The sequence below is a fragment of the Nocardioides sp. genome (assembly GCF_035481145.1).
In the GTDB taxonomy this organism is placed as follows: Bacteria; Actinomycetota; Actinomycetes; order Propionibacteriales; family Nocardioidaceae; genus Nocardioides.
Genome location: NZ_DATIHB010000117.1, coordinates 1 through 24,321, shown reverse-complemented (window position 1 = coordinate 24,321; position 24,321 = coordinate 1). Strand labels below are relative to the sequence as shown.

Here is a 24,321-nt window from a genome sequence, read left to right as displayed (position 1 = left end):
CGTCATCGGGTGGTCGGCACCCCGCGCAGGATCCGGCGGGGCCACAGCGGGCCCTCGTAGATGAACGCCGTGTAGCCCTGGAGCAGGTCGGCTCCGGCGTCGAGCCGGGCGCGGGCATCTTCGACGGTCGTGACGCCGCCGACGCCGATCAGGGTGAGGTCGTCACCGACACGGCCCTTGAGCAGGCGGAGGACCTCGAGGGACCGCTGGGTCAGCGGACGCCCGGAGAGGCCGCCCGCGCCGATCTCCTCGATCCGGCCCTGCGGTGACCTGAGCCCGTCACGCGAGATCGTCGTGTTGGTCGCGGTGATGCCGTCCAGGCCGATCGCCTTCGCCATGTCCGCCACCGCGAGCACGTCGTCGTCGTTGAGGTCGGGGGCGATCTTCACCACGAGCGGCACCCGCCGGTCGGTGACGACCTGGTCAGCACGCGTGCGCACTGCCTCGAGGAGCGGGGCGAGCTTCTCGACCGCCTGCAGGTTGCGCAGGCCCGGGGTGTTCGGGCTCGACACGTTGACCACCAGGTAGTCGGCGTACGGCGCGAGGTGGTCGACGGACTTCTCGTGGTCCTTGATGACTGCGGCGATGTCGTCGTCAGGCACGACCTTGGTCTTGCCGATGTTGACGCCGACGACGGGCCCCGGCTTGCCCTTGCGGGCGGCAGCGCGCGCGGCGAGGCGCCGCCCCACGATCTCGGCACCGTCGTTGTTGAAGCCCATGCGGTTGACCACGGCCCGGTCGTCGAGCAGGCGGAAGAGGCGCGGCTTCGGGTTGCCCGGCTGGGCCTCCCCCGTGACCGTGCCGACCTCGATGTGGCCGAAGCCGAGCCCCGCGAGCGCGTCGATGCCGACGGCGTTCTTGTCGAAGCCTGCCGCCAGCCCGAGGACGTTGGGGAAGGTGATCCCCATTGCCGTCACCGGCCGCGCCTTCAGGGTGCGGTTCCAGGCTCCCGTCGCGACGCGGCCGGCGCGGATCGCCGCGAACGCCTGCTCGTGGGCCTTCTCGGGGTCGAGCTTCGAGAAGACGCCGTCGAAGAGGACGTCGTAGGGCTTCTTCACGCGGGCTGCCCCTCGGTGACCGGGTTGATGATCTCGGCCCACTCCTGCAGCGAACGCACGCCGATGTCTCCGCCCCGCACCGCGGCGATGCCCTGGACGGCCGCGGCTGCGCCCTGCACCGTCGTGATGCACGGGGTGCCGGTGAGCACCGCGGCGGCGCGGATCTCGTAGCCGTCGACACGCGCCTCGGAGGCGGAGCCATTGGGGGTGTTGACGATCAGGTCGATCTCGCCGTCCAGGATCATCTGGACCGAGGTCTTCTCGCCGCCCTCGCCCTCGCCCTCGAACGCCTTGCGCACGACGGTGGCGTTGATGCCGTTGCGGCGGAGTACCTCGACGGTGCCCTGCGTCGCGAGCAGCTCGAAGCCGTAGTCGGCGAGGACCCGGGCCGGGAAGATCATCGAGCGCTTGTCGCGGTTGGCGATCGAGATGAAGACCTTGCCCGACGTGGGCAGCGGGCCGTACGCCGCGGCCTGGGCCTTGCTGAACGCCGTGCCGAAGTCGGCGTCGAAGCCCATGACCTCACCGGTCGACTTCATCTCCGGGCCGAGGACGGAGTCGACGAACTTGCCCTCCGGCGTACGGAAACGGTTGAACGGCAGGACCGCCTCCTTGACCGCGATCGGTGCATCGGCGGGAAGCATGCCTCCGTCGCCCTCTTCCGGCAGGACGCCTTCCTTGCGCAGGTCGGCGATCGTCTCGCCCATCATCACGCGGCTCGCGGCCTTGGCGAGCGACGTGCCGGTCGCCTTGGAGACGAACGGCACGGTGCGGGAAGCGCGCGGGTTCGCCTCGAGCACGTAGAGGACGTCGGAGCCCAGCGCGAACTGGATGTTGATCAGGCCGCGCACGCCGACGCCCTTGGCGATGCCCTCGGTGGCGGCACGGATGCGCTTGATCTCGGCGGCGCCGAGGGTGATCGGCGGGAGCGCGCACGAGGAGTCACCGGAGTGGATGCCGGCCTCCTCGATGTGCTCCATGACGCCGCCGAGGAAGAGCTCCTCGCCGTCGTAGAGCGCGTCGACGTCGATCTCGACCGCGTCGTCGATGAACCGGTCGATGAGGACCGGACGGTCCTCGCTGATCAGGTCCGTCGCCGCGACCAGGTAGGACTCGAGCTGCTCGTCGGAGAAGACGATCTGCATGCCGCGACCACCGAGGACGTACGACGGGCGCACCAGCACCGGGTAGCCGATGGTGTGGGCGATGTCGCGGGCGTCCTCGAAGGAGACCGCCGTGCCGTGCTTCGGCGCGACCAGGCCGGCCTCGTCGAGCACGCGGCCGAAGGCGCCGCGCTCCTCGGCGAGGTCGATCGCCTCGGGCTGGGTGCCGACGATCGGGACGCCGGCGTCCTTGAGGCCCTGGGCCAGGCCGAGCGGCGTCTGCCCACCGAGCGTCGCGATGACGCCGGCGACGGGGCCGGCGGCGAGCTCGGCGTGGTAGATCTCCAGGACGTCCTCGAGCGTCAGCGGCTCGAAGTAGAGGCGGTCGGCCGTGTCGTAGTCGGTGGAGACCGTCTCCGGGTTGCAGTTGACCATGATCGTCTCGTAGCCGGCCTTGGTGAGCTCCAGGGCGGCGTGCACGCACGAGTAGTCGAACTCGATGCCCTGGCCGATGCGGTTGGGGCCCGATCCGAGGATCAGCACAGCCGGCTTCTCGCGCGGCTGCACCTCGGTCTCCTCGTCGTACGACGAGTAGTGGTACGGCGTCTTGGCAGCGAACTCGGCGGCGCAGGTGTCGACCGTCTTGTAGACCGGGCGCACGCCGGTGGCCCAGCGCGCCGCACGGACCTCGGCCTCGGAGAGGCCGCGGATGTCAGCGACCTGGGCGTCCGAGAAGCCGTGGCGCTTGGCGAGCCGCAGCGCGGCCTCGTCGAGCGCGGGTGCTGCGGCCGTGGCTTCCGCGACCTCGTGGATGAGGAAGAGCTGGTCGACGAACCAGGGGTCGATCTTCGTGGCGTCGAAGATCTCCTCCTGGGTGGCGCCGGCGCGGATCGCCTGCATGACCTTCTGGACGCGGCCGTCATGCGGGCGCTTGATGTCGGCGAGCAGGGCCGCCTTGTCGCCCGGGTCACCGGTGAAGCGGAACGGGGCCGCCTTGTTCTCCATGGAGCGGAGCGCCTTGTTGAACGCCTCGGTGAAGTTGCGGCCGATCGACATCGCCTCGCCCACGGACTTCATGTGCGTGGTGAGGGTGTCGTCGGCGGTCGGGAACTTCTCGAACGCGAAGCGCGGGACCTTCACGACCACGTAGTCGAGCGTGGGCTCGAAGGAGGCGGCCGTGGAGCCCTGCGGACCGGCGGTGATGTCGTTATCGATCTCGTCGAGGGTGTAGCCGATGGCGACCTTCGCGGCGATCTTGGCGATCGGGTAGCCCGTCGCCTTCGACGCGAGCGCGGAGGAGCGCGAGACACGCGGGTTCATCTCGATCACGATGACGCGACCGTCGGCCGGGTTGACGGCGTACTGGATGTTGCAGCCACCGGTGTCGACGCCGACCTCACGGATGATGCCGATCGCGAGGTCGCGCAGGTGCTGGTACTCGCGGTCGGTGAGCGTCATCGCCGGCGCGACGGTGATCGAGTCACCGGTGTGGGTGCCCATCGGGTCGAAGTTCTCGATCGAGCAGATGATGACGACGTTGTCCTTCTTGTCACGCATCACCTCCAGCTCGTACTCCTTCCAGCCGATGATCGACTCCTCGATGAGGACCTCGGTCGTCGGGGACGCGGCGAGGCCGGCGCCCGCGAGGCGGCGCAGCTCGGTCTCGTCGTACGCGATGCCGGAGCCGGTGCCGCCCATGGTGAAGGACGGTCGGATGACGACCGGGTACACGCCGCCGAGGGTGTCGACCGCGGCCAGGACCTCGTCCATCGTGTGGCAGATCTCGGAGCGGCAGACCTCGCCGCCGACCTTCTCGACGATGGCGTTGAAGAGCTCGCGGTTCTCACCGCGGTGGATCGCGTCGAAGTTGGCGCCGATCATCTCGACGCCGTACTTCTCGAGCACGCCGTTCTCGTGGGCGGCGATGGCCGCGTTGAGGGCGGTCTGGCCACCGAGGGTCGGCAGGATCGCGTCGGGGCGCTCCTTGGCGATCACCTTCTCGACGAACTCCGGCGTGATCGGCTCGACGTACGTGGCGTCGGCGAACTCCGGGTCGGTCATGATCGTGGCCGGGTTGGAGTTGATGAGGATGACCCGGAGGCCCTCGGCCTTGAGGATGCGGCAGGCCTGGGTGCCGGAGTAGTCGAACTCGCAGGCCTGGCCGATGATGATCGGGCCGGAGCCGATGACGAGGACGGACTTGATGTCGTCGCGCTTGGGCATATCTGGTTCAGCCCTTCCGGCCGTAGTTGCGTGCAGTCATGAGCTGGACGAAGCGGTCGAAGAGGTACGCCGCGTCGTGCGGGCCGGCCGCCGCTTCGGGGTGGTACTGCACGGAGAAGGACTTCAGGCCCTTCTCGTCGTGCAGCTCCAGACCCTCGACGCAGTCGTCGTTGAGGTTGATGTGCGAGACGGTCGCCTCGCCGTACGGCGTGGTCGTCGAGCCCTCGAGCGGGGCGTCGACCGCGAAGCCGTGGTTGTGCGCGGTGACCTCGACCTTGCCGGTGGTGCGGTCCATGACCGGCTGGTTGATGCCGCGGTGGCCGTACTTCAGCTTGTAGGTGCCGAAGCCGAGCGCCCGGCCGAAGAGCTGGTTGCCGAAGCAGATGCCGAAGTACGGGATCCCCGCGTCCAGAGCCGCCTTCAGCAGCTCGACCTGACCGGTGGTGGCGGCCGGGTCGCCGGGGCCATTGGAGAAGAAGAGGCCGTCCGCGTCGACTGCCCGGACTTCCTCGAGTGTGGCGGTGGCCGGCAGCACGTGGACCTCGATGCCGCGCTCGGCCATCATCCGCGGGGTGTTCGCCTTGATGCCGAGGTCGACCGCTGCGACGGTGAACTTCTTCTCACCGACGGCGGGCACGACGTACGCCTCGGTTGTGGTGACGGCGTCGGAGAGGTTCGACCCGGCCATCTCGGCCGCCTGCTGGACCTTCACCAGCAGGGCAGCCGGGTCGGTCTCGACCGTGGAGATTCCGACGCGCATCGCACCGGCCTCCCGCAGGTGGCGGGTCAGCGCGCGGGTGTCGACGCCGGAGATGCCGACGACGCCCTGCGCCTTCAGCTCGTCGTCGAGCGAGCGGACCGAGCGCCAGTTGGACGGGATGCGGGCAGGGTCACGCACGACGTAGCCGGCGACCCAGATCTTGCGGGACTCCGGGTCCTCGTCGTTCATGCCGGTGTTGCCCACGTGGGGGGCGGTCATGACGACGACCTGGCGGTGGTACGACGGGTCGGTCAGCGTCTCCTGGTAGCCGGACATGCCGGTGGAGAAGACGGCCTCGCCGAAGGTCTCGCCTTCGGCGCCGAAGGACTCGCCGCGGAACGAGCGTCCGTCCTCGAGTACGAGCAGGGCGGGCTTGAGGCTCATACGAGCTTCCCTTCCATCGTGGTTGCGCGACCGCGCAGGAACGTTGCGTGCACGGCGCCGGTCAGCTCGCGACCGTGCCAGGGGTTGTTGCGCGACAGCGACACCGAGGCGTCGCGGTCCACGGTGACCTTCGCCGAGGGGTCGACGAGGGTGAGGTTGGCGGGGGCACCGACGGCGAGCTCGTGGCCGTGGCCGTCGAGCCCGGCGATCCGCGCCGGGTTGACCGACAGGACGCGGGCGACGCCGGCCCAGTCGAGCAGGCCGGTCTCCACCATCGTGGTGGTGACCACCGACAGCGCCTGCTCGAGGCCGAGCATGCCGAACGCCGCGTCGACGAAGGCATGCTCCTTGTCGTGCTTCGCGTGCGGCGCGTGGTCGGTCGCCACGGCGTCGATGGTGCCGTCGGCGAGGGCCGCGCGGAGCGCCTGGACGTCCTCGGCGGGCCGCAGCGGCGGGTTGACCTTGTACGTCGGGTCGTAGCCGATCAGCTCGTCGGTGGTGAGGATCAGGTGGTGCGGCGTCACCTCGGCGGTCACGTCGATGCCCTGGGCCTTGGCCCAGCGGACGACCTCGATCGAGCCGGCCGTCGAGACGTGGGCGACGTGCACGCGGCTGCCGGTGTGGCGGGCCAGCATCACGTCGCGGGCGACGATCACCTCCTCGGCGACGCCGGGCCACCCCGGCAGGCCGAGCTGGCCGGAGAGCTCGCCCTCGTGGCAGCAGGCGCTGCCGTACGGCGCGAGCGTCGGGTCCTGCGCGTGCTGGGAGACGACGCCGCCGAACGCCTTGACGTACTCCAGCGCGCGGCGCATGACGCGGGCGTCGTGGACGCACTTGCCGTCGTCGGAGAAGACCCGGACACCGGCGCGAGACCGGGCCATCAGGCCGAGCTCGGCGAGCTCGTGGCCCTCGAGGCCCTTGGTCACGGCGCCGACAGGCTGCACGTCGACCAGGCCGGCGGCGCGGCCCAGGTCGTAGACGCGCTCGGCGGCCTCTGCGGTGTCGGTCACCGGGTTGGTGTTGGCCATGGCCAGGACCGCGGTGTAGCCACCGACGGCGGCCGCCTGCGAGCCGGTGAGGATCGTCTCGGCGTCCTCACGGCCCGGCTGGCGCAGGTGCGTGTGGAGGTCGACGAAGCCGGGCAGGGCGACCAGACCGTCGGCGTCGACCTCGGTCGCGCCGGCCGCGCTCAGGCCGGTGCCGATCTCGGTGATCGTCCCGTCGACGACCAGCAGGTCAGCCGCCTCGCCGCCGAGGATCCGGGCACCCTTGATGAGGGTCTTGCCCGTGGGTGTGGTGGTCATCGGGTCACTCCCCCGCGTTGGTGGTCGGCGCGGCCGACGGGCCGGCGAGCAGGTGGTAGAGCACGGACATGCGGATCGCGACACCGGCCGAGACCTGGTCGAGCACCGCGCTGGAGGCGGCGTCGGCTGCTTCCGCGGCGATCTCGAGACCACGGTTCATCGGACCCGGGTGCAGGATCGGGGCGCCGTCCTTGAGCAGCTTCAGGCGGTCGCGGGTCAGTCCGTAGCCGACGGTGTACTCCCGCGGAGTCGGGAAGTAGCCACCGCTCATCCGCTCGCGCTGGACGCGGAGCATCATCACCGCGTCGGCGGTCGGCAGCACGGCGTCGACGTCGTACGACGTGGAGAAGCCGGCGTCCTTGGACCAGGCGGTGATGCCGGCCGGCATCAGCGTCGGCGGCGCGACCACGGTGACCTCGGCGCCGAGCTTGGTCAGGCACTTCACGCCCGAGCGGAAGACGCGGCTGTGGGTCAGGTCGCCGACGATCGCGACGTGCCGACCTTCCAGGCTGCCGAGGTGACGGGTCAGCGTGTAGGCGTCGAGCAGGGCCTGCGTCGGGTGCTCGTGCGTGCCGTCGCCGGCGTTGATGACCGGGATGTCCAGCCAGCCGGCGACCTGCTGTGCGGCGCCGGAGGCGGAGTGCCGCATGACCAGGCCGTCGATGCCCATCGCGGTGACCGTCAGCACGGTGTCGCGCAGCGACTCGCCCTTGGAGGTCGAGGAGCCCTTCGCGGAGAGGTTGATGACGTCGGCGGAGAGCCACTTGCCGGCGATCTCGAAGCTCGACCGGGTGCGGGTGGAGTCCTCGAAGAAGAGGTTGATGACGGTCTTGCCGCGCAGCGCAGGCAGCTTCTTCACGTCGCGGCGCTGCACGTCGTGCATCTCCGCGGCGGTCTCGAAGATCGTCGCGATGTCGTCGGCGGTGACGTCATCGATCGAGAGCAGGTGCTTCTTCACTGCGCCGTCCCCTCCTTGCTGGTGTCGAAGATGCGGACCTCGTCTGCGCCGTCTGCGCCATCGGTCTCGCGGAGCCGGACGCTGACCCGCTCAGTGCGGGCGCTGGGAAGGTTCTTGCCCACGTGGTCAGCACGGATCGGAAGCTCGCGGTGGCCGCGGTCGACGAGGACCGCGAGACGCACCACGGCCGGGCGGCCGAGGTCGGCCAGGGCGTCGAGGGCGGCGCGGATCGTGCGCCCGGAGTACAGGACGTCGTCCACGAGCACGACCGTCTTGCCGTCGATCCCGCCGGACGGCACCTCGGTCTTGTGGGGGCTGCGCGTGGGGTGGGACTTGAGGTCGTCGCGGTACATCGTCACGTCGAGGGCGCCGACCGGCACGACCGTGCCCTCGACCGACTGGATCTTCTCGGCGATCCGCTTCGCGAGCGGAACGCCGCGGGTCGGGAGGCCGAGGAGCACGAGATCGTCCGCGGTCTTGTTGCGCTCGAGGATCTCGTGCGAGATGCGCGTCAGGGCACGCGAGATGTCCTGGCTGTCGAGGACGATGCGACCGGAGCCGGTCGACTCATCGGCGGAAGAACCACCGGGGACCAGATCATGGGTAGGCATCAGCGCTGCTGACTCCTTCTCCGCCTCACGGGACGGCTCGTTAAAGGATGTCGAACGGCACTCACTCTAACAGGCGCACGGACGCTCCCCGGAACCGGGTGGGGTGCGCCCGTCATCGCGACAGGTGCCGTGCCCGCGCCAGCTGGAAGAGGCCGTAGCAGCCGAGGCCGACGGAGATCGCGCCGAGCAGCCACGGGCCGGCGGGCTGCTGGAGCACCCGCGCCAGCGCCTGGTCGAGGCCGCCCGACTTCGCCGGATCGTGCGTCGACGCCGCCCAGACGAAGAGCCCGCCGACGATGCCGAACGCAACGCCCTTCGCGACATACCCGATGGTGCCGAGCAGCAGGTAGAGCGTGCCGCTGTCGCCGTGGCGGCCCTCGGCGGTGAGGTGCTTGCGGTGCCGTCCGCTCAGCCCGCGCCAGGACATCACCACCGCATAGGCCAGGAAGCCCAGGCCCACGCCCGCTACCAGCCACGGACCCGCGGGCAGCGAGAGCAGCCGCGCGGTCCACGTCTCCTCGGTGCGCCCGGAGCGCTCGGTGGAGTCGCCCAGGACGACGCTGAAGGCGCTCGCACCGATCAGCGCGTAGGCCATACCCTTGGCGGCCGCCGTGGCTCGGTGCCCCCAACGGTCCCAGGTGTCCTCGTCGCGGTGCTCGACGAAGAGCTCCAGCGCACGCCACACCACCAGGACCGCCATGCCGGCGGCCACGAGCCACAGGACGGCGGCACCGAAGGCGTGCTGGGCCAGCTCGTGGAGCGCTCCGTGGTGGTCGAGCCGGTCCTCGCGGTGCCCGAGGGACAGCTGGAGTCCGAGCCAGGCGATGACGAGGTGCACGAGGGCGTAGAAGACGAGCCCGACCCGGATCCCCGCGTCGAGCAGGTCGCTGTGGTCGGCCTTCCGGCCCGCCTCTTCCACCGCGCCCTTGACGCTCATGCGGTCCCAGTTCCCCGGGGCGAAGCCGGAATGCGCTAGGGCCTCTGCAGGAGGAGCTCCACGTTGCGGTCGTCCGCATCGCCGGTGCGGTTGACGGCACGGTCCTGCCAGTCGTTGGCACTCAGCTCCCGGGCGAGCGCGGCGAGCTGCACCGTGTTGGCGAGACTTCCGGAGTAGGACGCCGGCGCCGCGTGGTCGACCATCGTGCAGAAGATCGACAGGGTGCCGTCGGCGTTGTCGGCGATCTCGAGGAGCCGCGACTGCTGCGGGAAGTCGACGTGCGAGGCGGTGTTGATCTCCCAGAAGCCGCGCCTGCCCCCGGCGCGGGCCCAGACCTCGTTGCGGTGGCTGTGGCCGTTGATCCAGGCGATGACGCGCGGGTGCTCCTGCAGCAGTGCCACCACGGCGGGCCCCTGGACGCGGGGTGAGAGGTCCCCTCCGGTCAGGACCAGGGGGTTGTCCATGGTCTCGCTGGTGTGGTGGCTGCAGACGATCTGGTACGCCGCACGCGGACTCGCCAGCTCAGCCTCGAGCCACGCCATCTGAGGCGCGTCGATCGAGCCGTTGGAGTAGCCGTTGGGGTTGACCGTGTCGAGCACGAGGAACTGCACCTCACCACGGACGAACGTGTAGTACGCCGTTCCCTGCGCGCGGTTCTCGGCGGTGAAGCCATGCCCGACCGGCGTACCGGTGGTGGTGAAGTGCTCTTCGACGACCTGGCGGCGGTTCAGGATCCGGCGATCCCTGTCGGCGCTGACCAGCCGGACGTGCGTGCCGACCTGCAGGGTGTTGAGAAGGCCGTTGAGCAGGCCGAGCGGATCCGTGCGCAGTGCGTGGAGCAGGTCGGCCTGGCTCAGGCCCGCCGGCGGACTGATGATCTTGAGGCTGCCGGTCGCGATCGCGCTCATGCCGACGCCGAGGGTCCTCGGTGGGAAGTTGCCCTGCACTCCCCCGTCGTGGTTGCCGAACGCCGTGAACCACGGCATCCGCAGGCCGACCGGCACGAAGGGGCGGCGGGCCGCGTCCAGGAGCCCCGGCACCTTCGGGAAGCCGTACTTCCGGCGCGGGATGTCCACGGCGCGCAGGAGCGGCTGTCCGTCGGGGTGCCAGTAGTGCGGGTCGTAGCTGAGGAAGTCCTGGTCGGCGACTCCCTCCCACCGGTTGCGGTTGCCCGAGTCGGGGGTGAGCACGGTGCCACCGGAGAGGACGTCGATGTTCCACCGGGTCTCGTTGTACTGCGCGTTGTCGGCGTTGTCGCCGGTCTGGATGGCGAAGTCGAGCGGCAGCCCAGTCACCGGCGAGGCTGATGCCACGTCGTTGATCGCGCGGACCATCGCGTCCGCGACCTGCGTGGTCAGCATCTCGTGCGCCCGGTACGCCGAGGACGCCAGGCCGGTGGTCGGGTCACCGTCGACGTCCACGTCGTCGAAGCGGTCGAGCCACTCCAGCCGCATCGGTGACTGCGCGTCGACGATGTGGACGTCGGAGAGCTGGGCGAATGCCAGCACCCCTCGGCGGCGGGTGGCCCGGTCGGGGGCCGCTGCCACGAAGTCGCTGCGCACGGCGTGCGGCTCCCCGGGCGCTTCCACGATCCGGCGGTAGCCACCGATTCCGGCAGGCCCACGCTGCCAGGTCCGCGCGAGCGTGGTGCCGGCGGCCGCGATGCCTCCGGCGGCGAGCGCTGCCTGGGGGCGGATGATGCCGGTGACGGCTGCTGCCGCGAGTCCGGTCCGGATCAGGTTGCGACGGGTGATCTGCACCACAGCACCATAAATGACCCGCGGGTCAATCCGTGCGTGTTCGACGCACTCACTTCAGCGCACTCACTTCGGCGCGGAGTCTCCGGCAACGCAAACGGCCCGTCACGCTCCCCTGAGGAAGCGCGACGGGCCGTTTCCGGGATCAGGCGGACTTGCGCTGGATCGCGCCGAGGACGCCGTTGACGAAAGCTGGAGACTCGTCGGTCGACAGGTCGCGAACGAGGTTCATCGCCTCGCTGATCGCGACGGCAGCCGGAATGTCCTCGACGTACAGCAGTTCGTAGACGCCGAGGCGCAGGACGTTGCGGTCCACCGCCGGCATGCGGTCGAGCGACCACCCCTGGGCCGAGTCGGCGAGCAGGCTGTCGATCTCCTGCGCGTGCTCGAGCACGCCGAGCACCAGCGTCGTCGTGTACGGGTTGGTCGGGCCCTCACCGTCCTCGATGGCGCGGTCGAGCGCGTCACGCGCACTCTCGCCGCGGAGCTCGGAGGCGAACAGCAGGTCAAGAGCCCGCTTGCGGGCCTTGCCGCGAGCGCTCATCAGCCCTTCACTCGGGAGAGGTAGGCGCCGCCCTCGCGGGTGTCGACCTTGATCTTCTCGCCGTTCTCGATGAAGAGCGGGACCTGGATCTCGTGGCCGGTCTCGAGCGTGGCCGGCTTGGTGCGTCCGGTCGCAGAGTCGCCGACGACGCCGGGCTCGGTGTACTGGATGACGAGCTCGACGGAGGCCGGGAGCTCGACGTACAGGACGCGGCCCTCGTTCATCGCGATGATGACGTCCATGTTCTCGAGGAGGTAGTTGGGCGCGTCGCCCATCAGCTCCGGCTGGACCTCGACCTGGTCGAACGTGTCGCCGTCCATGAAGACGTAGGCCTGGCCGTCGTTGTAGAGGTACTGGTAGGTGCGCTTGTCGACCGTCGCGGTCTCGACCTTGGTGCCGGCGTTGAACGTCTTGTCGACGTTCTTGCCCGACTCGACGTTCTTGAGCTTGGTGCGGACGAACGCCGGGCCCTTGCCGGGCTTCACGTGCTGGAACTCGACGACCTGCCAGAGCTGGCCGTCGAGGTTGAGAACCATGCCGTTCTTCAGGTCGTTCGTGGTTGCCATAGCGCGCGAAGCCTCTTCATCTGTCAGGGATCAGGGTGCGCGTCCGGGAGCGCCGGCCGCAGCAGCCGCCAAGTCTAGACGTGGCGGCTGCTGCCGGACGAACCGGTGCTCACGCGAGCTCGAAGACGACCTCCACGTCGACCTGGAGCTTCTGCTCGCCGGGCTCGATCGGCACGCTCCCGGCCGCCTCCTTGAGCAGGGCGGCGCTGTCCGCGGCCGCGGCCGGCACGTAGCCGGAGGAGGCCTCGCGCTCCCGGATCCGGACGACCTTGCCCAGGTCGCGGCCCCCGGCGGCGGCGTACGCCTTCGCGCGGGAGCGCGCGTCCTTGACGGCCTTCGCGCGGGCTTCGTCCATCGCCTCGCCCTTGTCGGAGAGGGTGAGGCGGGTGTTGCGGACCTGCACGGCGTCACCACCCGCAGTGACCGCGTCGCCGAGGACCCGGCCCGCGGTGTCGAGGTCACGGGCATAGACGCGGATCGTGTGCTCCGCGTCGTAGCCGTCGGTGTGCTCGCCGTTGCGGTCGTAGACGAAGTGCGGGTTGATCGAGAAGCCTGTGGTGCGGATGTCCTTCTTCTCGATCCCGGCCTTCTCGAGGGCTGCGGTCACTCGCTTCTCGATCCGGTTTCCCTCCGCGAGAGCCTCGGCGTTGGACGGACGGGTGACCTTCACCGCGAGGTCGACGATGAGCAGGTCGGGCACGACGGTGACCTTGCCCGTGCCGGAGACGGTGATCGCCTGGTCGCCGACCTTGCTGTGGCGCTGCGTACCCAGGGCGTAGGCGGCCAGCACGGCGAGGACGAGCAACAGGACGAGGATGGCGACAGCGCCGATCAGCGCGCGGGGACTGTTCATGTGGAGCTCCTTGGAGAGGCGATGTCCCTACGACGCGTCGTGGGCGCCGCAGGTTCCGACCGGGCGTGCGCTACCGGACACACTTCTCGCCTGCAGCGGGGGTGGGCACGGAGGACGCCGGGGCCCGTGCCCAAAAATGTGTCCGTACCTGTACACGGCCGCGCGGCTTGGGTCGTCGTCTACCAGCGTCGAAGCGGCGTCAGCCGCGCGCGGTCAGCGCGGCGATGGCGCCGAGCGCCTGGCGGTAGCCGTCGATGCCCTGGCCCGCGATCACCGCCGCGGCGTACGGCGTGACCACGGAGGTGTGCCGAAACTCCTCGGGGCGCTGCTTCGGGTCGGAGATGTGCACCTCGACCAGCGGGCCGACGAGCTGCGCGCAGGCGTCGAAGATCGCCCAGGAGTAGTGGGTCCACGCGGCGGCGTTGAGCACGACCGGAGTGGCGTCGTCAGCTGCTTCGTTGAGCCAGTCGAGCAGCACGCCCTCGTGGTTGGTCTGCCGCGTCTCCACGGCGAGCCCGAGCTCGGCGCCCCACTGCTCGCAAAGCTCACCGAGCTGGTCGTGCGTCGTGGTGCCGTAGATCTCCGGCTGGCGACGGCCGAGCCTGCCGAGGTTGGGGCCGTTGAGGACGAGCACGCGCTGCACGTCAGGCCTCCTTCGCGGCGCCGGCCATCACGTCGTACGCCGCCCGCAGGTGCTCCTCGGACGGGCCGGTGAGGACCACGGGCCGGGCGAGGTCGTCGAGTACGACGAAGCGCAGCGTGTTGCCGCGCGACTTCTTGTCGACGCGCATGGCGGCGTGGAGGTCCTCGAACGACGCCCGGTTGTAGCGCGTCGGGAGTCCGACGGAGGCGAAGGCGTTCGTGTGGCGCGCGGCGAGCTCCTCGGAGATGTGGCCGGTCAGCCGGGCCAACTCGGCGATGAAGACGCAGCCGATCGCGACCGCTTCGCCGTGGCGCATCGTGTAGCCCTCGGCCCGCTCGATCGCGTGGGCCATCGTGTGGCCGTAGTTGAGCGCCTCGCGCCCCGGGTGGCCGTCCTTGCCGCCGGTCTCCTTGAGGTCGTCGACGACGACGTCGATCTTGACCTGGATCGCCCGCTGGACGAGCTCCGGGATGACGTCGCCGGCCGGGTCCAGCGCTGCCGCCGGGTCGGCCTCGACGAGCGTGAGGATCTCGGGGTCGGCGATGAAGCCGCACTTCACGACCTCGCCGAAGCCGGCGACGAGCTCCTCACGCGGCAGCGTCGTGAGGGTGTCGAGGTCGACCAGCACCCCGGCCGGCTCGTGGAAGGCACCCACGAGGTTCTTTCCGGCGGCGGTGTTGATGCCGGTCTTGCCGCCGACCGCCGCGTCGACCATCGCCAGCAGCGTCGTCGGCACGTGGACGACCTTCACGCCGCGCAGCCAGCTCGCGGCGACGAAGCCGCCCGCGTCCGTGGTGGCGCCGCCGCCGAAGGTGACGACGGCGTCGGAGCGGGTGAAGCCGGCCTCGCCGAGCGCCTCCCAGCACTGGAAGATGACGTCGGCGTCCTTGGTCTGCTCACCACTGGGAAGGCCCAGCGCCAGGACGTCGTAGAGCGGGCGCAGCACCTCGAGCACCGGCGCAGCGAGCTCCTCGAGCTCGGCTGCGTAGAGGAACGCGACGCGCTGGACGCCGTCGCCGAGCAGCCCGGGCAGCCGGTCGGCGAGGCCGCGGCCGATCACCACGTTGTACGGCGAGGCTCCGCCCACGTGCAGCACGGTCTCGGTCTGGCTCATGCGTTCTCCTCCACGCGGCGGATGACCTCCGCGGCGACGTCGTCGGGGGTGCGGCCGTTGGTGTCGACGGTGATGGTCGCGACGGCGCTGTAGATCGGGGCGCGCTCCTCGAGCAGCTTCATCACGCGGGCACGGACGTTGCCGAGCAGCAGTGGACGACCGTGGCCGAGGCCCACGCGCTTCACCGCGTCGGCGAGCCCGACCTCGAGGTAGACCACCGTGTGGCCCTGCAACGCCTCCTGCGTGGCCTCGGCGAGGACGGCACCACCGCCCAGCGCGAGCACGCCGTCGTGGGTGCGCAGCGCGTCGGCGACGGCGTCGACCTCGAGCGCACGGAAGTGCTGCTCGCCCTCGTCGACGAAGATCTCGCTCACTGGCTTGCCTGCCGCGGCCTCGATGTCGTGGTCGGTGTCACGAACATCGACGCGCCACCGCTCGCCGAGCCGGCGCGCGACGGTCGACTTGCCGGCCCCCATCGGACCGACCAGCACGACCTTGGGTGTCACGTCAGCTCACTTGAAGTTGATGGCGTCGAGGTACGCCTGCGCGTTGCGCCGCGTCTCCTGGACGGAGTCGCCGCCGAACTTCTCCACCACGGCGTCGGCGAGCACCAGGGCGACCATCGCCTCGGCGACGATGCCTGCGGCCGGGACGGCGCAGACGTCGGACCGCTGATGGTGGGCGACCGCCTCCTCGCCGGTGGCGACGTCAATGGTCTTCAGCGCCCGCGGAACCGTCGCGATCGGCTTCATCGCGGCCCGCACACGGAGGACCTCGCCGGTGGACATGCCACCTTCGGTGCCGCCTGCGCGCCCCGACGTACGCCGGATGGTGCCGGTCTCGTCACGGACGATCTCGTCGTGCGCAAGCGAGCCCGGCGTCGCAGCGAGCTCGAAGCCGTCGCCGATCTCGACGCCCTTGATCGCCTGGATGCCCATCATCGCGGCAGCGAGGCGCGCGTCCAGGCGACGGTCCCAGTGGACGTGCGAGCCGAGGCCCTGCGGCAGGCCGTAGACGACGACCTCGACGACGCCGCCGAGGGTGTCGCCGGCCTTGTGGGCCTCGTCGATGCGGGCCACCATCGCCGCCGAGGAGGCAGCGTCGAGGCAGCGCACGGGGTCGGCGTCGAGCTTCTCGAGGTCGGCCAGCAGGGGCAGGTCGGTGCCGGTCGTGCGCACGCCGCCGAGCTCGATGACGTGGCTGACGATCTCGACGTCGAGCACCTGGGCGAGGAAGTTGGAGGCGACGCGGCCGAGGGCGACGCGTGCCGCGGTCTCACGGGCGGAGGCGCGCTCGAGGATCGGACGCGCCTCGTCGAAGTCGTACTTCTGCATGCCGACGAGGTCGGCGTGGCCCGGGCGCGGACGGGTCAGCTTCGCGTTGCGACCGGTCTCCTTGAGCAGGCTGGGGTCGACCGGGTCCGCGGACATCACGGTCTCCCACTTCGGCCACTCGGAGTTGCCGACGCTGAGCGCGATCGGGCCGCCCTGGGTCTTGCCGTGGCGGACGCCGCCGGTGATCGTCACGACGTCCTGCTCGAACGCCATGCGCGCACCACGGCCGTAGCCGAGGCGGCGACGGGCCAGCGAGTCGGCGATGTCGTCAGAGGTCACCTCGACATGAGCCGGGAGACCTTCGAGGATTGCAGTGAGCGACGGTCCGTGGGACTCGCCCGCAGTGAGCCAGCGAAGCATGGCTCCATCCTTTCATGCGTACGCCGCTCCCCTGGCGCCGCGCTCCCCTTACGGACGGCGGCCACCTCCCACACGAACGGGCCCCGACACGCTGGCGTGATCGGCGTGTCGGGTGCCCGGCGCCGTCTCAGGTGGCCGGTGTGCCCGTCACTCGCTGGCGGACGCGCCCGCGAAGCCGCACTGCTTCTGCTCCTGCTCGACCTTCTTGGTCAGGCGCGACATCCCGGCGGCGTGGGCATCGGCGACGCTGCCCTCCGCGATGGTGCCCGCCTCACGCGCCCGGTTGAGGTCGGAGACCTGGTCGCAGATGTGGAAGACGTCGCTGTACGGACCCCAGAAGACGTTGTCCTCACCGACGTGCTCGATCACCGAGTCGCGCTCCTCGGTGTACTGCTCGACCGACGGCGGGTTGAAGTCGATGCCGATGGTGGTGGCGAGGAGCGCCAGCACCACACCGATGCCGCCGGCGACGGCCTTCTGGCCCTTGCCCAGGTCCTTGTCGAGGAAGATCAGCACGACCAGCGGCACGAAGGCGAGCAGGGTCATGAAGGCGCCGAGCTGGTTCTGGACGAAGAAGCGGACCGTGTCCGACTTGTGCGCCGGGTCGAGGCGGTTGGCCTTCTTCCACAGCAGGTTGCCGGCAATCGCCAGGACGGCGATGACGACGAGACCGCCGACCAGGATCGCCATCCGGCCGTTGGTGAACGGCTGGCCGTTCTTCGCCAGCAGCTCACCGAAGATCAGGCCCAGCTCGGCGGCGATCGCCGCGATCCACAGGATGAACGCGATGACGCGCAGCTGGGTGGCACTGGAGTTGGCCTGGGCGGACGGGGTCCACTCGGGACTCGACGGCGCTGCGGAGCTCTTGGTCATGGCTTCTCCCGAGGAAGTGAGGTGATCAGGCGACGGCAGCCTGCCACAGCCGCGATCAGGTGGCGAGTAGGACTTGCCAGCCGATCCCGATCACGGCGCCCACCAGCATGAACGGCCCGAACGGGAACGAGCGGTCCGTGGTGAGGCGGAGCAGCCGCATCGGCACCCACAGCACGACACCGAGGACGAACCCCGCGTAGCCGCCGACCAGCAGGGCGGTCCACCCGACATAGCCCAGGGCGAGACCGAGCACGCCGGAGAGGCGGACGTCACCGAAGCCCATACCCGGCGTGAAGCGCCACAGCAGCCAGTAGAGGGCGCGGAGCAGGACCAGTCCGACCGCTGCACCGACCAGCCGCCGTGGCTCGCCCTCCAGGAGCGCGGCCACGACCACGAGCACCCCCACCACGAGGTACGACGGTCGCAGCAGCGCCGTGGGCAGCAACCGGAGGCGCCAGTCGACGTAGCCGAGTGCGACCCCGACCGGGCAGAGGTAGAGCAGGAAGAGCAGCGCCCAGTCGGCACCGAGGGCAGCACCGAGCACGCCGCCCGCGGCCGCTGCGGCGAGCGCCAGCCGCCAGGAGAGGCCTGGCCGCGCTGCGAGGTCGGCGTACGGGATCTTGGGGGTGGGGGGCTCCTCCCCCTCCCCTGCCTCCTGGGCAGGAGGCTCGGGGAGCCGGGCTATCAGGAGCGGGACGAACCAGCCGAGGACACCGGCGACCACCGCGCACCAGGCGGCGACGACCGGGTGCATCAGACCGTCCGGGCGGCGAGCTCTGCCTCGCCGGCAGCCCGCATCTCCGCGAGGGGCGCCTCGTGGCCGGTGAAGAGCGAGAACTGGACCGCCGCCTGGTGGACGAGCAGGTCGAGCCCGCCGACCAGCACTCCGTTGGTCGCGCGCGCCAGCGGCGTGGGCCACGGGTGGTAGAGCACCTCGAAGGTCACCTCCACGTCGTCGCACCGCGAGACCAGATCGGGTGTCTGCGCCTCGGCGGGGATCGTCGAGACGAGCACGTCGCCTTCGGCGAAGTCGTCAGCGAGGGAGCCGACGGTGACCACGGGCGCAGAGGGGTGCCGGTGGATCGCGGCGACGGTCTCCGACGCGCGATCGGCCGACCGGACCAGGAGCCGGATCTCGGTGGCGCCGAGGTCACAGAGGGCGAGTGCCGTGGAGGTGGCCGTGGCTCCCCCGCCCAGGATCGTCGCGCTGAGGACGCGACCGTCGTAGCGCTCGCGGATCGCGGCCGCAGCACCGGGGATGTCGGTGTTGTCGGCGTGCAGCGTGCCGTCGTCGAAGACGAGGGTGTTGGCAGCACCTGCGAGGCGGGCCCGCTCGGTCACCGTGTCGGCGAGCGCGATCGACTCACGCTTGAGGGGCATCGTCAGCGAGAGGCCGCGCCACTCCGGACCACAGCCGCCCACGAAGTCGGCAAGACCGCCGGATGCCACGCGCTTGGCCTTGTACGACCAGTCGAGCCCCAGCGCGGAGTACCCGGCCTTGTGCAGGATCGGAGAGAGGGAGTGGGCGATCGGGTCACCCAGGACGGCGCACTTCATCAGCACCGTTCCGACTCGGTCGCGCAGTACTGCTTGAACTCCGACTTGTACCGCTGGAACTCCTCCGGCGAGGAGGCGAACTTCGTCTCGCCCGTGCGCAGGTTGACGGTCACGTAGTAGTACCAGTCCCCCGACGCCGGGTGTGCCGCCGCTGCGAGGGCGTCGTCCCCGGGAGCCTCGATCGGACCCGGCGGCAGGCCGGCGTACCGGTAGGTGTTGTAGGGGTTGTCGACCTCGAGGTCGGCGTTGGACGTGTGCGCCACCCCGATCCGACCAAGTGCGTAGTTGACCGTCGCATCGATCTGCAGCTTGCCGATGGTGCCGGCGGTGCCGGGGTTCTCGATCCGGTTGTAGATGACCCGGGCGATCTTCGGCATGTCGCTGCCCCGCCCCTCTGCCTCGACGAGGGCGGCCACGGTCATCAGCTCGTGCGGCGTGTAGCCGAGGCGCTTCGCGGATGCCTCGAGGTCGACGTCGTCGGCGGCCTGCCTCCAGCGAGACACCATCTGCTTCAGCATGTCGACCGGCTTCGCCTGCGGGCTGAACGCGTAGGTCGCCGGGAAGAGGTATCCCTCCGGGTTGCCCTTGGCGTACGCCGGCAGCCCGAGGCGCTGGGGGTTGCTGAGCGCCCGCTGGAACTGTGCCTTGGTGAAGTCGGTGTGCTTGGCCAGCAGGTCGACGATGTCGACGACGCGCAGGCCCTCGGGAATCGTCACCTTGTCCGTGCGGATGTTGGCCGGGTCGGTGAGCACGGCGAAGGCCTCGGCGGCGCTCGACTTCTTCTTGACCTCGTAGAACCCCACCTGGATCCGCGAGGAGGCGTCGGCATGCGAGCGCGCGTAGGAGATGTAGGCCTCCGCCGACTGCACGACGCCGGCATCGCGGAGCTTCACGCCGAGCTGGTCAGCCGTGTCTCCGGCCGCGACCTCGACGAGGACCGGGGTGGTGCCCGGGCCGGCGTAGTCGGCGGGCTCGGCAAACTGCTCGCGGGCCCAGTCGACGCCCTTCGTCAAGCCGACGTACGCGACGCCGCCCATGAGCGCGATCAGGACCAGGAGCAGCAGGCAGCCGCTGCCGGCACGCTTGCGGCCCTTGCGGTGGCCGCCGCCGTCCTCGTGCGACATCCCGAGTGCGGCGCCCAGGTCGCCGTGGTGGCCTTCGGGGGACCGGTGCTCGCCCGGGTGGTGGCCGGAGTGCCGCTCGTGCTGAGGACCCTGCTCAGGCTGCTGCTCGGTCACGCGCTGTCTCCCTCGGGTGCCACGTCGTCGGTGATGATCACGATCTCGCCGGGGGCACTCCCCCGGGCCCGCTCGGTCTCGAGCGCGTTCTGCAGGATCACGACGGCCGCCACCTGGTCGACGACCGCGCGACGCTTCTGGCCCTTGCGTCCCTGCGAGCGGAGCTGTGCCTCGGCGGTGACCGTGCTCAGGCGCTCATCACACAGCCTCACGGGCACCGGCGCAACGTGCCGCGCCAGCGCTCCGGCGAACTTGCGCACCTTCACTGCTGCAGGGCCCTCGGAGCCGTTGAGCGACCGCGGCAGGCCCACGACCACCTCGATGGCGTTCTCCTCGTCGAGGATCGCGGCGATCCGGGCGATGTCGCCATCGCCACGGGGCACGGTCTCGACCGGCGTGGCGATGATCCCCATCGGGTCGCACCGCGCCACGCCGATCCGGGCGTCACCCGGATCGACCCCCAGTCGTACGCCGATGCGCATGCTGGCTCAGGCCTGGACGGTCTGCTGAACGGAGGCGATGACCGCCGCGAGGGCCGCGTCGACCTGCCCGGCCTCGGTGCCGCCGCCCTGGGCCATGTCGGCCTTGCCGCCGCCCTTGCCGCCGATGAGCGGGCTCACGGCGCGGAGCAGGTCGTTGGCGGAGAGGCCCTGGTCGCGAGCGGCCTCGTTCGTCGCAGCGACCACGGAGACCTTGCCGTCGGCGACGCCGAGGACGACCACCGCAACCGGCTCGCTCGGTGCGAAGCGTGCGCGCACGTCGGTGACGAGCGTGCGGACGTCGCCACCGCCGGCGCCGTCGACCCGCTTGGCGACGACCTTGACCCCGTTGACCGTCTCGGCAGCGGCGGCGATGTCGCCCGCCGCGGCGAGGAGCTGCGCGACGCGGACCTTCTCGATCTCCTTCTCCGCGGAGCGGAGACGCTCGACGAGGTCGCCCACCCGGCCGACGAGGTCGTCCGGCTGGGCCTTGAGCAGCTCGGTGAGCTGGCCGACGACGTCACGCTCGCGAGCGAGGTACTTGAAGCCCTCGAGGCCGGTGAAGGCCTCGATGCGCCGGTTGCCGGAGCCGACGGAGGCCTCGCCGGTGACGACGAGCGTGCCGATCTGCGAGGAGTGGTCGACGTGGGTGCCACCGCAGAGCTCACGGCTCCAGGGTCCACCGATCTCGACGACACGCACCTTGGTGTCGTCGTAGGTCTCGCCGAAGAGCGCGATGGCGCCCCAGTCCTTGGCCTCCGGGAGCGTCATGTAGTCCCAGGCGACGGGGAGGTCGGCGCGCAGGGCTGCGTTGGAGACCTCCTCGACGTCCTTGAGCTGCGTCGGAGTCAGGGACTGGGTCCAGCCGAAGTCGAGACGCAGGTAGCCGGGGCGGTTGTAGGAGCCGGACTGGAGCGCGGTGGGGCCGAGCACCTCGCGCAGCGCAGCGTGGATGACGTGCGTGCCGGAGTGCGCCTGACGGGCACCGGTGCGCCACTCCGGGTCGACCTGGGCGTGCAGCGCGCTCGCGGACGACGACCCGGCGGCGTACTCGCCGTCGACGACGCGGACCTGGTGGACGACGAGGCCCTTGACCGGACGCTGCACGTCGAGGACCTCGAAGCGGCCACCATCGAACTCGATGATGCCGGCATCGGCGGCCTGGCCACCGGACTCGGCGTAGAACGGCGTGCGGTCGAGGACGAGCTCGCCGACCTCGCCGCTGCGGAGCACGTCGACGTCCTTGCCCTCGCGGAGGAGGGCCAGCGGCTTCGACTCGGTGGAGAGGGTCTCGTAGGCGAGCCATTCGGTCGGGCCGTTGCTGTCCAGGATGCCGCGGTAGACCGTGAGGTCGGCGTGGCCGCCCTTCTTCGAGCGGGCATCGGCCTTGGCGCGCTCGCGCTGCTCGGCCATCAGGCTGCGGAAGCCCTGCTCGTCGACGGCGAGACCCGCCTCAGCGGCCATCTCGAGCGTGAGGTCGATCGGGAAGCCGTAGGTGTCGTGGAGCTGGAACGCCTTGTCGCCACCGAACGTCGTCGCGCCGGACTTCTTCACGTCAGCCGCGGCGAGGTCGAAGATCTGCGTGCCGGACGTCAGCGTCTTGCGGAAGGCGTCCTCCTCGGCGTTCGCGACGCCCAGGATCCGGTCGTAGTTGTCGAAGAGCTCGGTGTAGGTCTGCCCCATGCGGTCCCGGGAGACCGGAAGCAGCTCACGCAGCGCCGGGTCCTCGTAGCCGAGCAGGCGCATGTTGCGGATCACCCGGCGGGCGAGGCGGCGCAGCACGTAGCCGCGGCCCTCGTTGCCCGGCGTGACGCCGTCGTTGATCAGCATCAGTGAGGAGCGGATGTGGTCGGCGACCACGCGGAAGCGCACGTCGTCCTCGGGGTTGGCGCCGTACGTCTTGCCGGTGAGCTCCATGGCCTTCTCGATCACCGGGAAGACGACGTCGGTCTCGTACATGTTGTTCTTGCCCTGGAGCAGGTACGCGACCCGCTCGAGGCCCATGCCGGTGTCGATGTTCTTCTTCGGCAGCTGCCCGGCGATGTCGAAGTCGCTCTTGCTGCGCACGGCGGAGAGCTCGTCCTGCATGAAGACGAGGTTCCAGAACTCGAGGTAGCGGTCGCCGGCGTCCCAGTCGCGATCGGCACCGAACGCGGGACCACGGTCGATCAGGATCTCCGAGCACGGGCCGCCAGGGCCCGGGACGCCCATCGACCAGTAGTTCTCCTTGGCCGGGAGACGCACGATGCGGTCGTCCGGGAGCCCGGTGATCCGCTTCCAGTGGCCGACGGCCTCTTCGTCGCCGTCGAGGACCGAGGGGTACAGGACGGACTCGTCGAGGCCGAAGCCGCCGTCCCCCTGGCTCCTGGTGACCAGGTCCCAGGCGAGCTCGATGGCCCCTTCCTTGAAGTAGTCACCGAAGGAGAAGTTGCCGCACATCTCGAAGAAGGTGCCGTGGCGGGTGGTCTTGCCGACCTCCTCGATGTCAGGCGTCCGGATGCACTTCTGCACGCTCGTCGCCCGGGCGTACGGCGGCGTCTCCTGGCCGAGGAAGTACGGCTTGAAGGGGACCATGCCGGCGTTGACGAAGAGCAGGTTCGGGTCGTCGAGCAGGAGCGACGCCGACGGGACGACGGTGTGTCCTGCCGCCGCGAAGTGGGCGGTGAACCGTCGGCGGATCTCGGCGGTCTCCATCAGTCTGTGCCTCTTTCGATCTGTACGTGGCGGGGCCCGGTGAGGGCAGGTGTCCGGGTGGTCGGGGTGGCCAGCGGAAGGCCGAGCTTCTCGCGGAGCTGGTGCTCCTTGTCGGTGCGGGCCTGGGCCGCCTCGTCGCGCAGCATCCGGGCCCCCAGCGCGAGTGCCCTGCCGCGATCGCGAAGCCCGTCGGGGGTCAGCGCCTCCTGGGTCCGGCGCGCCTTGACCATGCCGTAGACGCCGACGCCGACGCCCGCGACGAACATCGCCGCTCGGCCGGGGACGGGGTTCATCCGGCGACCCTCTGTGCGCTGCCCTGGGCGGCGCGTTCGCGGGCACGGATCTCATCGCGGACCCGGCGGTACTCGTCCTTGCGGGCCCTGCGCGAACGCTTGACCTCACGCTTCATCTCGAAGCGGATCCGGTTGCGGACCTCGGGCGCGAGGGCTCGTCGTACGCCATGGCCGAGCGCAGCGGCCTTCACGACGGACTCGCGGGCCACGAGGTCGAGGAACAACCTGCCGTCGATCCGCTGCGGTGCGGCCGTGCCGGGCGCGATGTCGTCGTTGTCAGGCTCCTCGCCGACTCTCGTGATCACGAACTCCTCGGGCTCGCGGACGACCTGTGCGGCGCGGGCGAGTGCCTCGACCTTCGCCCGCAGCTCGGCTGCCTCGGCGCGGGTCCTGGCCAGCTCGCTCTCGGTGCGCTCACGCTCACGGCGGACCAGGACGACGCCGGCGACACAGACGGCCGCCAGCACCACCAGGACGAGGGCGAGGAGGGCGAGGATCACAGTGCCCGACCTTATCGCGGCGCCGGTCGCTCCCGTATGCCGGATCGGCCAGCGGCCAGGGCGCAGGCCCGGGGCTGGCCGATCACCGCAGCCAGGCTGCTCGAACCAACACGTTGACGTGTCAACCTCCCGGGATCCCCGCGCGGAGGACGCCGGGTGACGTGTCAACGTGTTGGTT

23 protein-coding genes are annotated in these 24,321 nt (G+C 70.4%); all 23 read right to left on the bottom strand.

Annotation, left to right across the window (positions count from 1 at the left end; translation table 11 throughout):
• Window positions 1-2 precede the first annotated feature (2 nt).
• Complete coding sequence (locus VLF38_RS09740; RefSeq protein ID WP_325271068.1) at window positions 3-1,058, bottom strand: quinone-dependent dihydroorotate dehydrogenase; 1,056 nt, start codon at window positions 1,056-1,058, stop codon at window positions 3-5.
• Entirely contained in the window at window positions 1,055-4,384 is a 3,330-nt protein-coding gene (carB, locus tag VLF38_RS09735) for a carbamoyl-phosphate synthase large subunit (RefSeq protein WP_325271067.1), read from the bottom strand. Before carB ends, VLF38_RS09740 begins: the two co-directional genes overlap by 4 nt.
• Before the next feature lie 7 nt (window positions 4,385-4,391).
• Window positions 4,392-5,528, bottom strand: a complete 1,137-nt coding sequence (carA, locus tag VLF38_RS09730; RefSeq protein ID WP_325271066.1) for a glutamine-hydrolyzing carbamoyl-phosphate synthase small subunit — start codon at window positions 5,526-5,528, stop codon at window positions 4,392-4,394.
• Complete coding sequence (locus tag VLF38_RS09725) at window positions 5,525-6,832, bottom strand: dihydroorotase (RefSeq protein WP_325271065.1); 1,308 nt, start codon at window positions 6,830-6,832, stop codon at window positions 5,525-5,527. The genes carA and VLF38_RS09725 overlap by 4 nt, the downstream gene beginning before the upstream one ends.
• Window positions 6,833-6,836: 4 nt before the next feature.
• Window positions 6,837-7,790 (bottom strand): aspartate carbamoyltransferase catalytic subunit, encoded by a 954-nt coding sequence (locus tag VLF38_RS09720; RefSeq protein ID WP_325271064.1) that lies wholly within the window; start codon window positions 7,788-7,790, stop codon window positions 6,837-6,839.
• Complete coding sequence (pyrR, locus tag VLF38_RS09715) at window positions 7,787-8,401, bottom strand: bifunctional pyr operon transcriptional regulator/uracil phosphoribosyltransferase PyrR (RefSeq protein ID WP_325271063.1); 615 nt, start codon at window positions 8,399-8,401, stop codon at window positions 7,787-7,789. Before pyrR ends, VLF38_RS09720 begins: the two co-directional genes overlap by 4 nt.
• Before the next feature lie 112 nt (window positions 8,402-8,513).
• Entirely contained in the window at window positions 8,514-9,338 is an 825-nt protein-coding gene (locus VLF38_RS09710; protein ID WP_325271062.1) for a DUF1206 domain-containing protein, read from the bottom strand.
• 35 nt (window positions 9,339-9,373) lie between these two features.
• The gene (locus VLF38_RS09705; RefSeq protein WP_325271061.1) at window positions 9,374-11,098 is read right to left on the bottom strand and encodes a TIGR03767 family metallophosphoesterase; all 1,725 of its coding nucleotides are present in this window, start codon (window positions 11,096-11,098) and stop codon (window positions 9,374-9,376) included.
• A 142-nt stretch (window positions 11,099-11,240) separates the two neighbouring features.
• The gene (gene nusB, locus VLF38_RS09700; protein WP_325271060.1) at window positions 11,241-11,639 is read right to left on the bottom strand and encodes a transcription antitermination factor NusB; all 399 of its coding nucleotides are present in this window, start codon (window positions 11,637-11,639) and stop codon (window positions 11,241-11,243) included.
• Window positions 11,639-12,205, bottom strand: a complete 567-nt coding sequence (gene efp / locus VLF38_RS09695) for an elongation factor P (protein WP_107699588.1) — start codon at window positions 12,203-12,205, stop codon at window positions 11,639-11,641. Before efp ends, nusB begins: the two co-directional genes overlap by 1 nt.
• 109 nt (window positions 12,206-12,314) lie before the next feature.
• Window positions 12,315-13,058, bottom strand: a complete 744-nt coding sequence (locus VLF38_RS09690; RefSeq protein WP_325271059.1) for an SIMPL domain-containing protein — start codon at window positions 13,056-13,058, stop codon at window positions 12,315-12,317.
• 199 nt (window positions 13,059-13,257) lie between these two features.
• Window positions 13,258-13,701, bottom strand: a complete 444-nt coding sequence (locus VLF38_RS09685; protein ID WP_325271058.1) for a type II 3-dehydroquinate dehydratase — start codon at window positions 13,699-13,701, stop codon at window positions 13,258-13,260.
• A 1-nt stretch (window position 13,702) separates the two neighbouring features.
• Window positions 13,703-14,815, bottom strand: a complete 1,113-nt coding sequence (gene aroB / locus VLF38_RS09680; protein ID WP_325271057.1) for a 3-dehydroquinate synthase — start codon at window positions 14,813-14,815, stop codon at window positions 13,703-13,705.
• Window positions 14,812-15,321, bottom strand: a complete 510-nt coding sequence (locus VLF38_RS09675) for a shikimate kinase (RefSeq protein ID WP_325271056.1) — start codon at window positions 15,319-15,321, stop codon at window positions 14,812-14,814. The genes aroB and VLF38_RS09675 overlap by 4 nt, the downstream gene beginning before the upstream one ends.
• 6 nt (window positions 15,322-15,327) lie before the next feature.
• Window positions 15,328-16,509 (bottom strand): chorismate synthase, encoded by a 1,182-nt coding sequence (gene aroC / locus VLF38_RS09670; RefSeq protein WP_325271055.1) that lies wholly within the window; start codon window positions 16,507-16,509, stop codon window positions 15,328-15,330.
• A 147-nt stretch (window positions 16,510-16,656) separates the two neighbouring features.
• Window positions 16,657-17,382 carry a hypothetical protein gene (locus tag VLF38_RS09665; RefSeq protein ID WP_325271054.1) on the bottom strand — a complete coding sequence of 242 codons (726 nt, stop codon included), beginning with the start codon at window positions 17,380-17,382 and terminating at the stop codon, window positions 16,657-16,659.
• A 55-nt stretch (window positions 17,383-17,437) separates the two neighbouring features.
• Entirely contained in the window at window positions 17,438-18,136 is a 699-nt protein-coding gene (locus VLF38_RS09660) for an A24 family peptidase (protein ID WP_325271053.1), read from the bottom strand.
• Entirely contained in the window at window positions 18,136-18,939 is an 804-nt protein-coding gene (locus VLF38_RS09655; protein WP_325271052.1) for a shikimate dehydrogenase, read from the bottom strand. Before VLF38_RS09655 ends, VLF38_RS09660 begins: the two co-directional genes overlap by 1 nt.
• The gene (gene mltG, locus VLF38_RS09650; RefSeq protein ID WP_325271051.1) at window positions 18,939-20,177 is read right to left on the bottom strand and encodes an endolytic transglycosylase MltG; all 1,239 of its coding nucleotides are present in this window, start codon (window positions 20,175-20,177) and stop codon (window positions 18,939-18,941) included. The genes VLF38_RS09655 and mltG overlap by 1 nt, the downstream gene beginning before the upstream one ends.
• Complete coding sequence (gene ruvX / locus VLF38_RS09645; protein ID WP_325271050.1) at window positions 20,174-20,659, bottom strand: Holliday junction resolvase RuvX; 486 nt, start codon at window positions 20,657-20,659, stop codon at window positions 20,174-20,176. Before ruvX ends, mltG begins: the two co-directional genes overlap by 4 nt.
• Before the next feature lie 6 nt (window positions 20,660-20,665).
• Complete coding sequence (gene alaS, locus VLF38_RS09640) at window positions 20,666-23,350, bottom strand: alanine--tRNA ligase (RefSeq protein ID WP_325271049.1); 2,685 nt, start codon at window positions 23,348-23,350, stop codon at window positions 20,666-20,668.
• Window positions 23,350-23,643 carry a DUF6167 family protein gene (locus VLF38_RS09635; protein WP_325271048.1) on the bottom strand — a complete coding sequence of 98 codons (294 nt, stop codon included), beginning with the start codon at window positions 23,641-23,643 and terminating at the stop codon, window positions 23,350-23,352. Before VLF38_RS09635 ends, alaS begins: the two co-directional genes overlap by 1 nt.
• On the bottom strand, window positions 23,640-24,143 hold the full coding sequence (locus VLF38_RS09630) for a hypothetical protein (RefSeq protein WP_325271047.1): 504 nt from the start codon (window positions 24,141-24,143) through the stop codon (window positions 23,640-23,642). The genes VLF38_RS09635 and VLF38_RS09630 overlap by 4 nt, the downstream gene beginning before the upstream one ends.
• Between the last annotated feature and the right edge of the window lie 178 nt (window positions 24,144-24,321).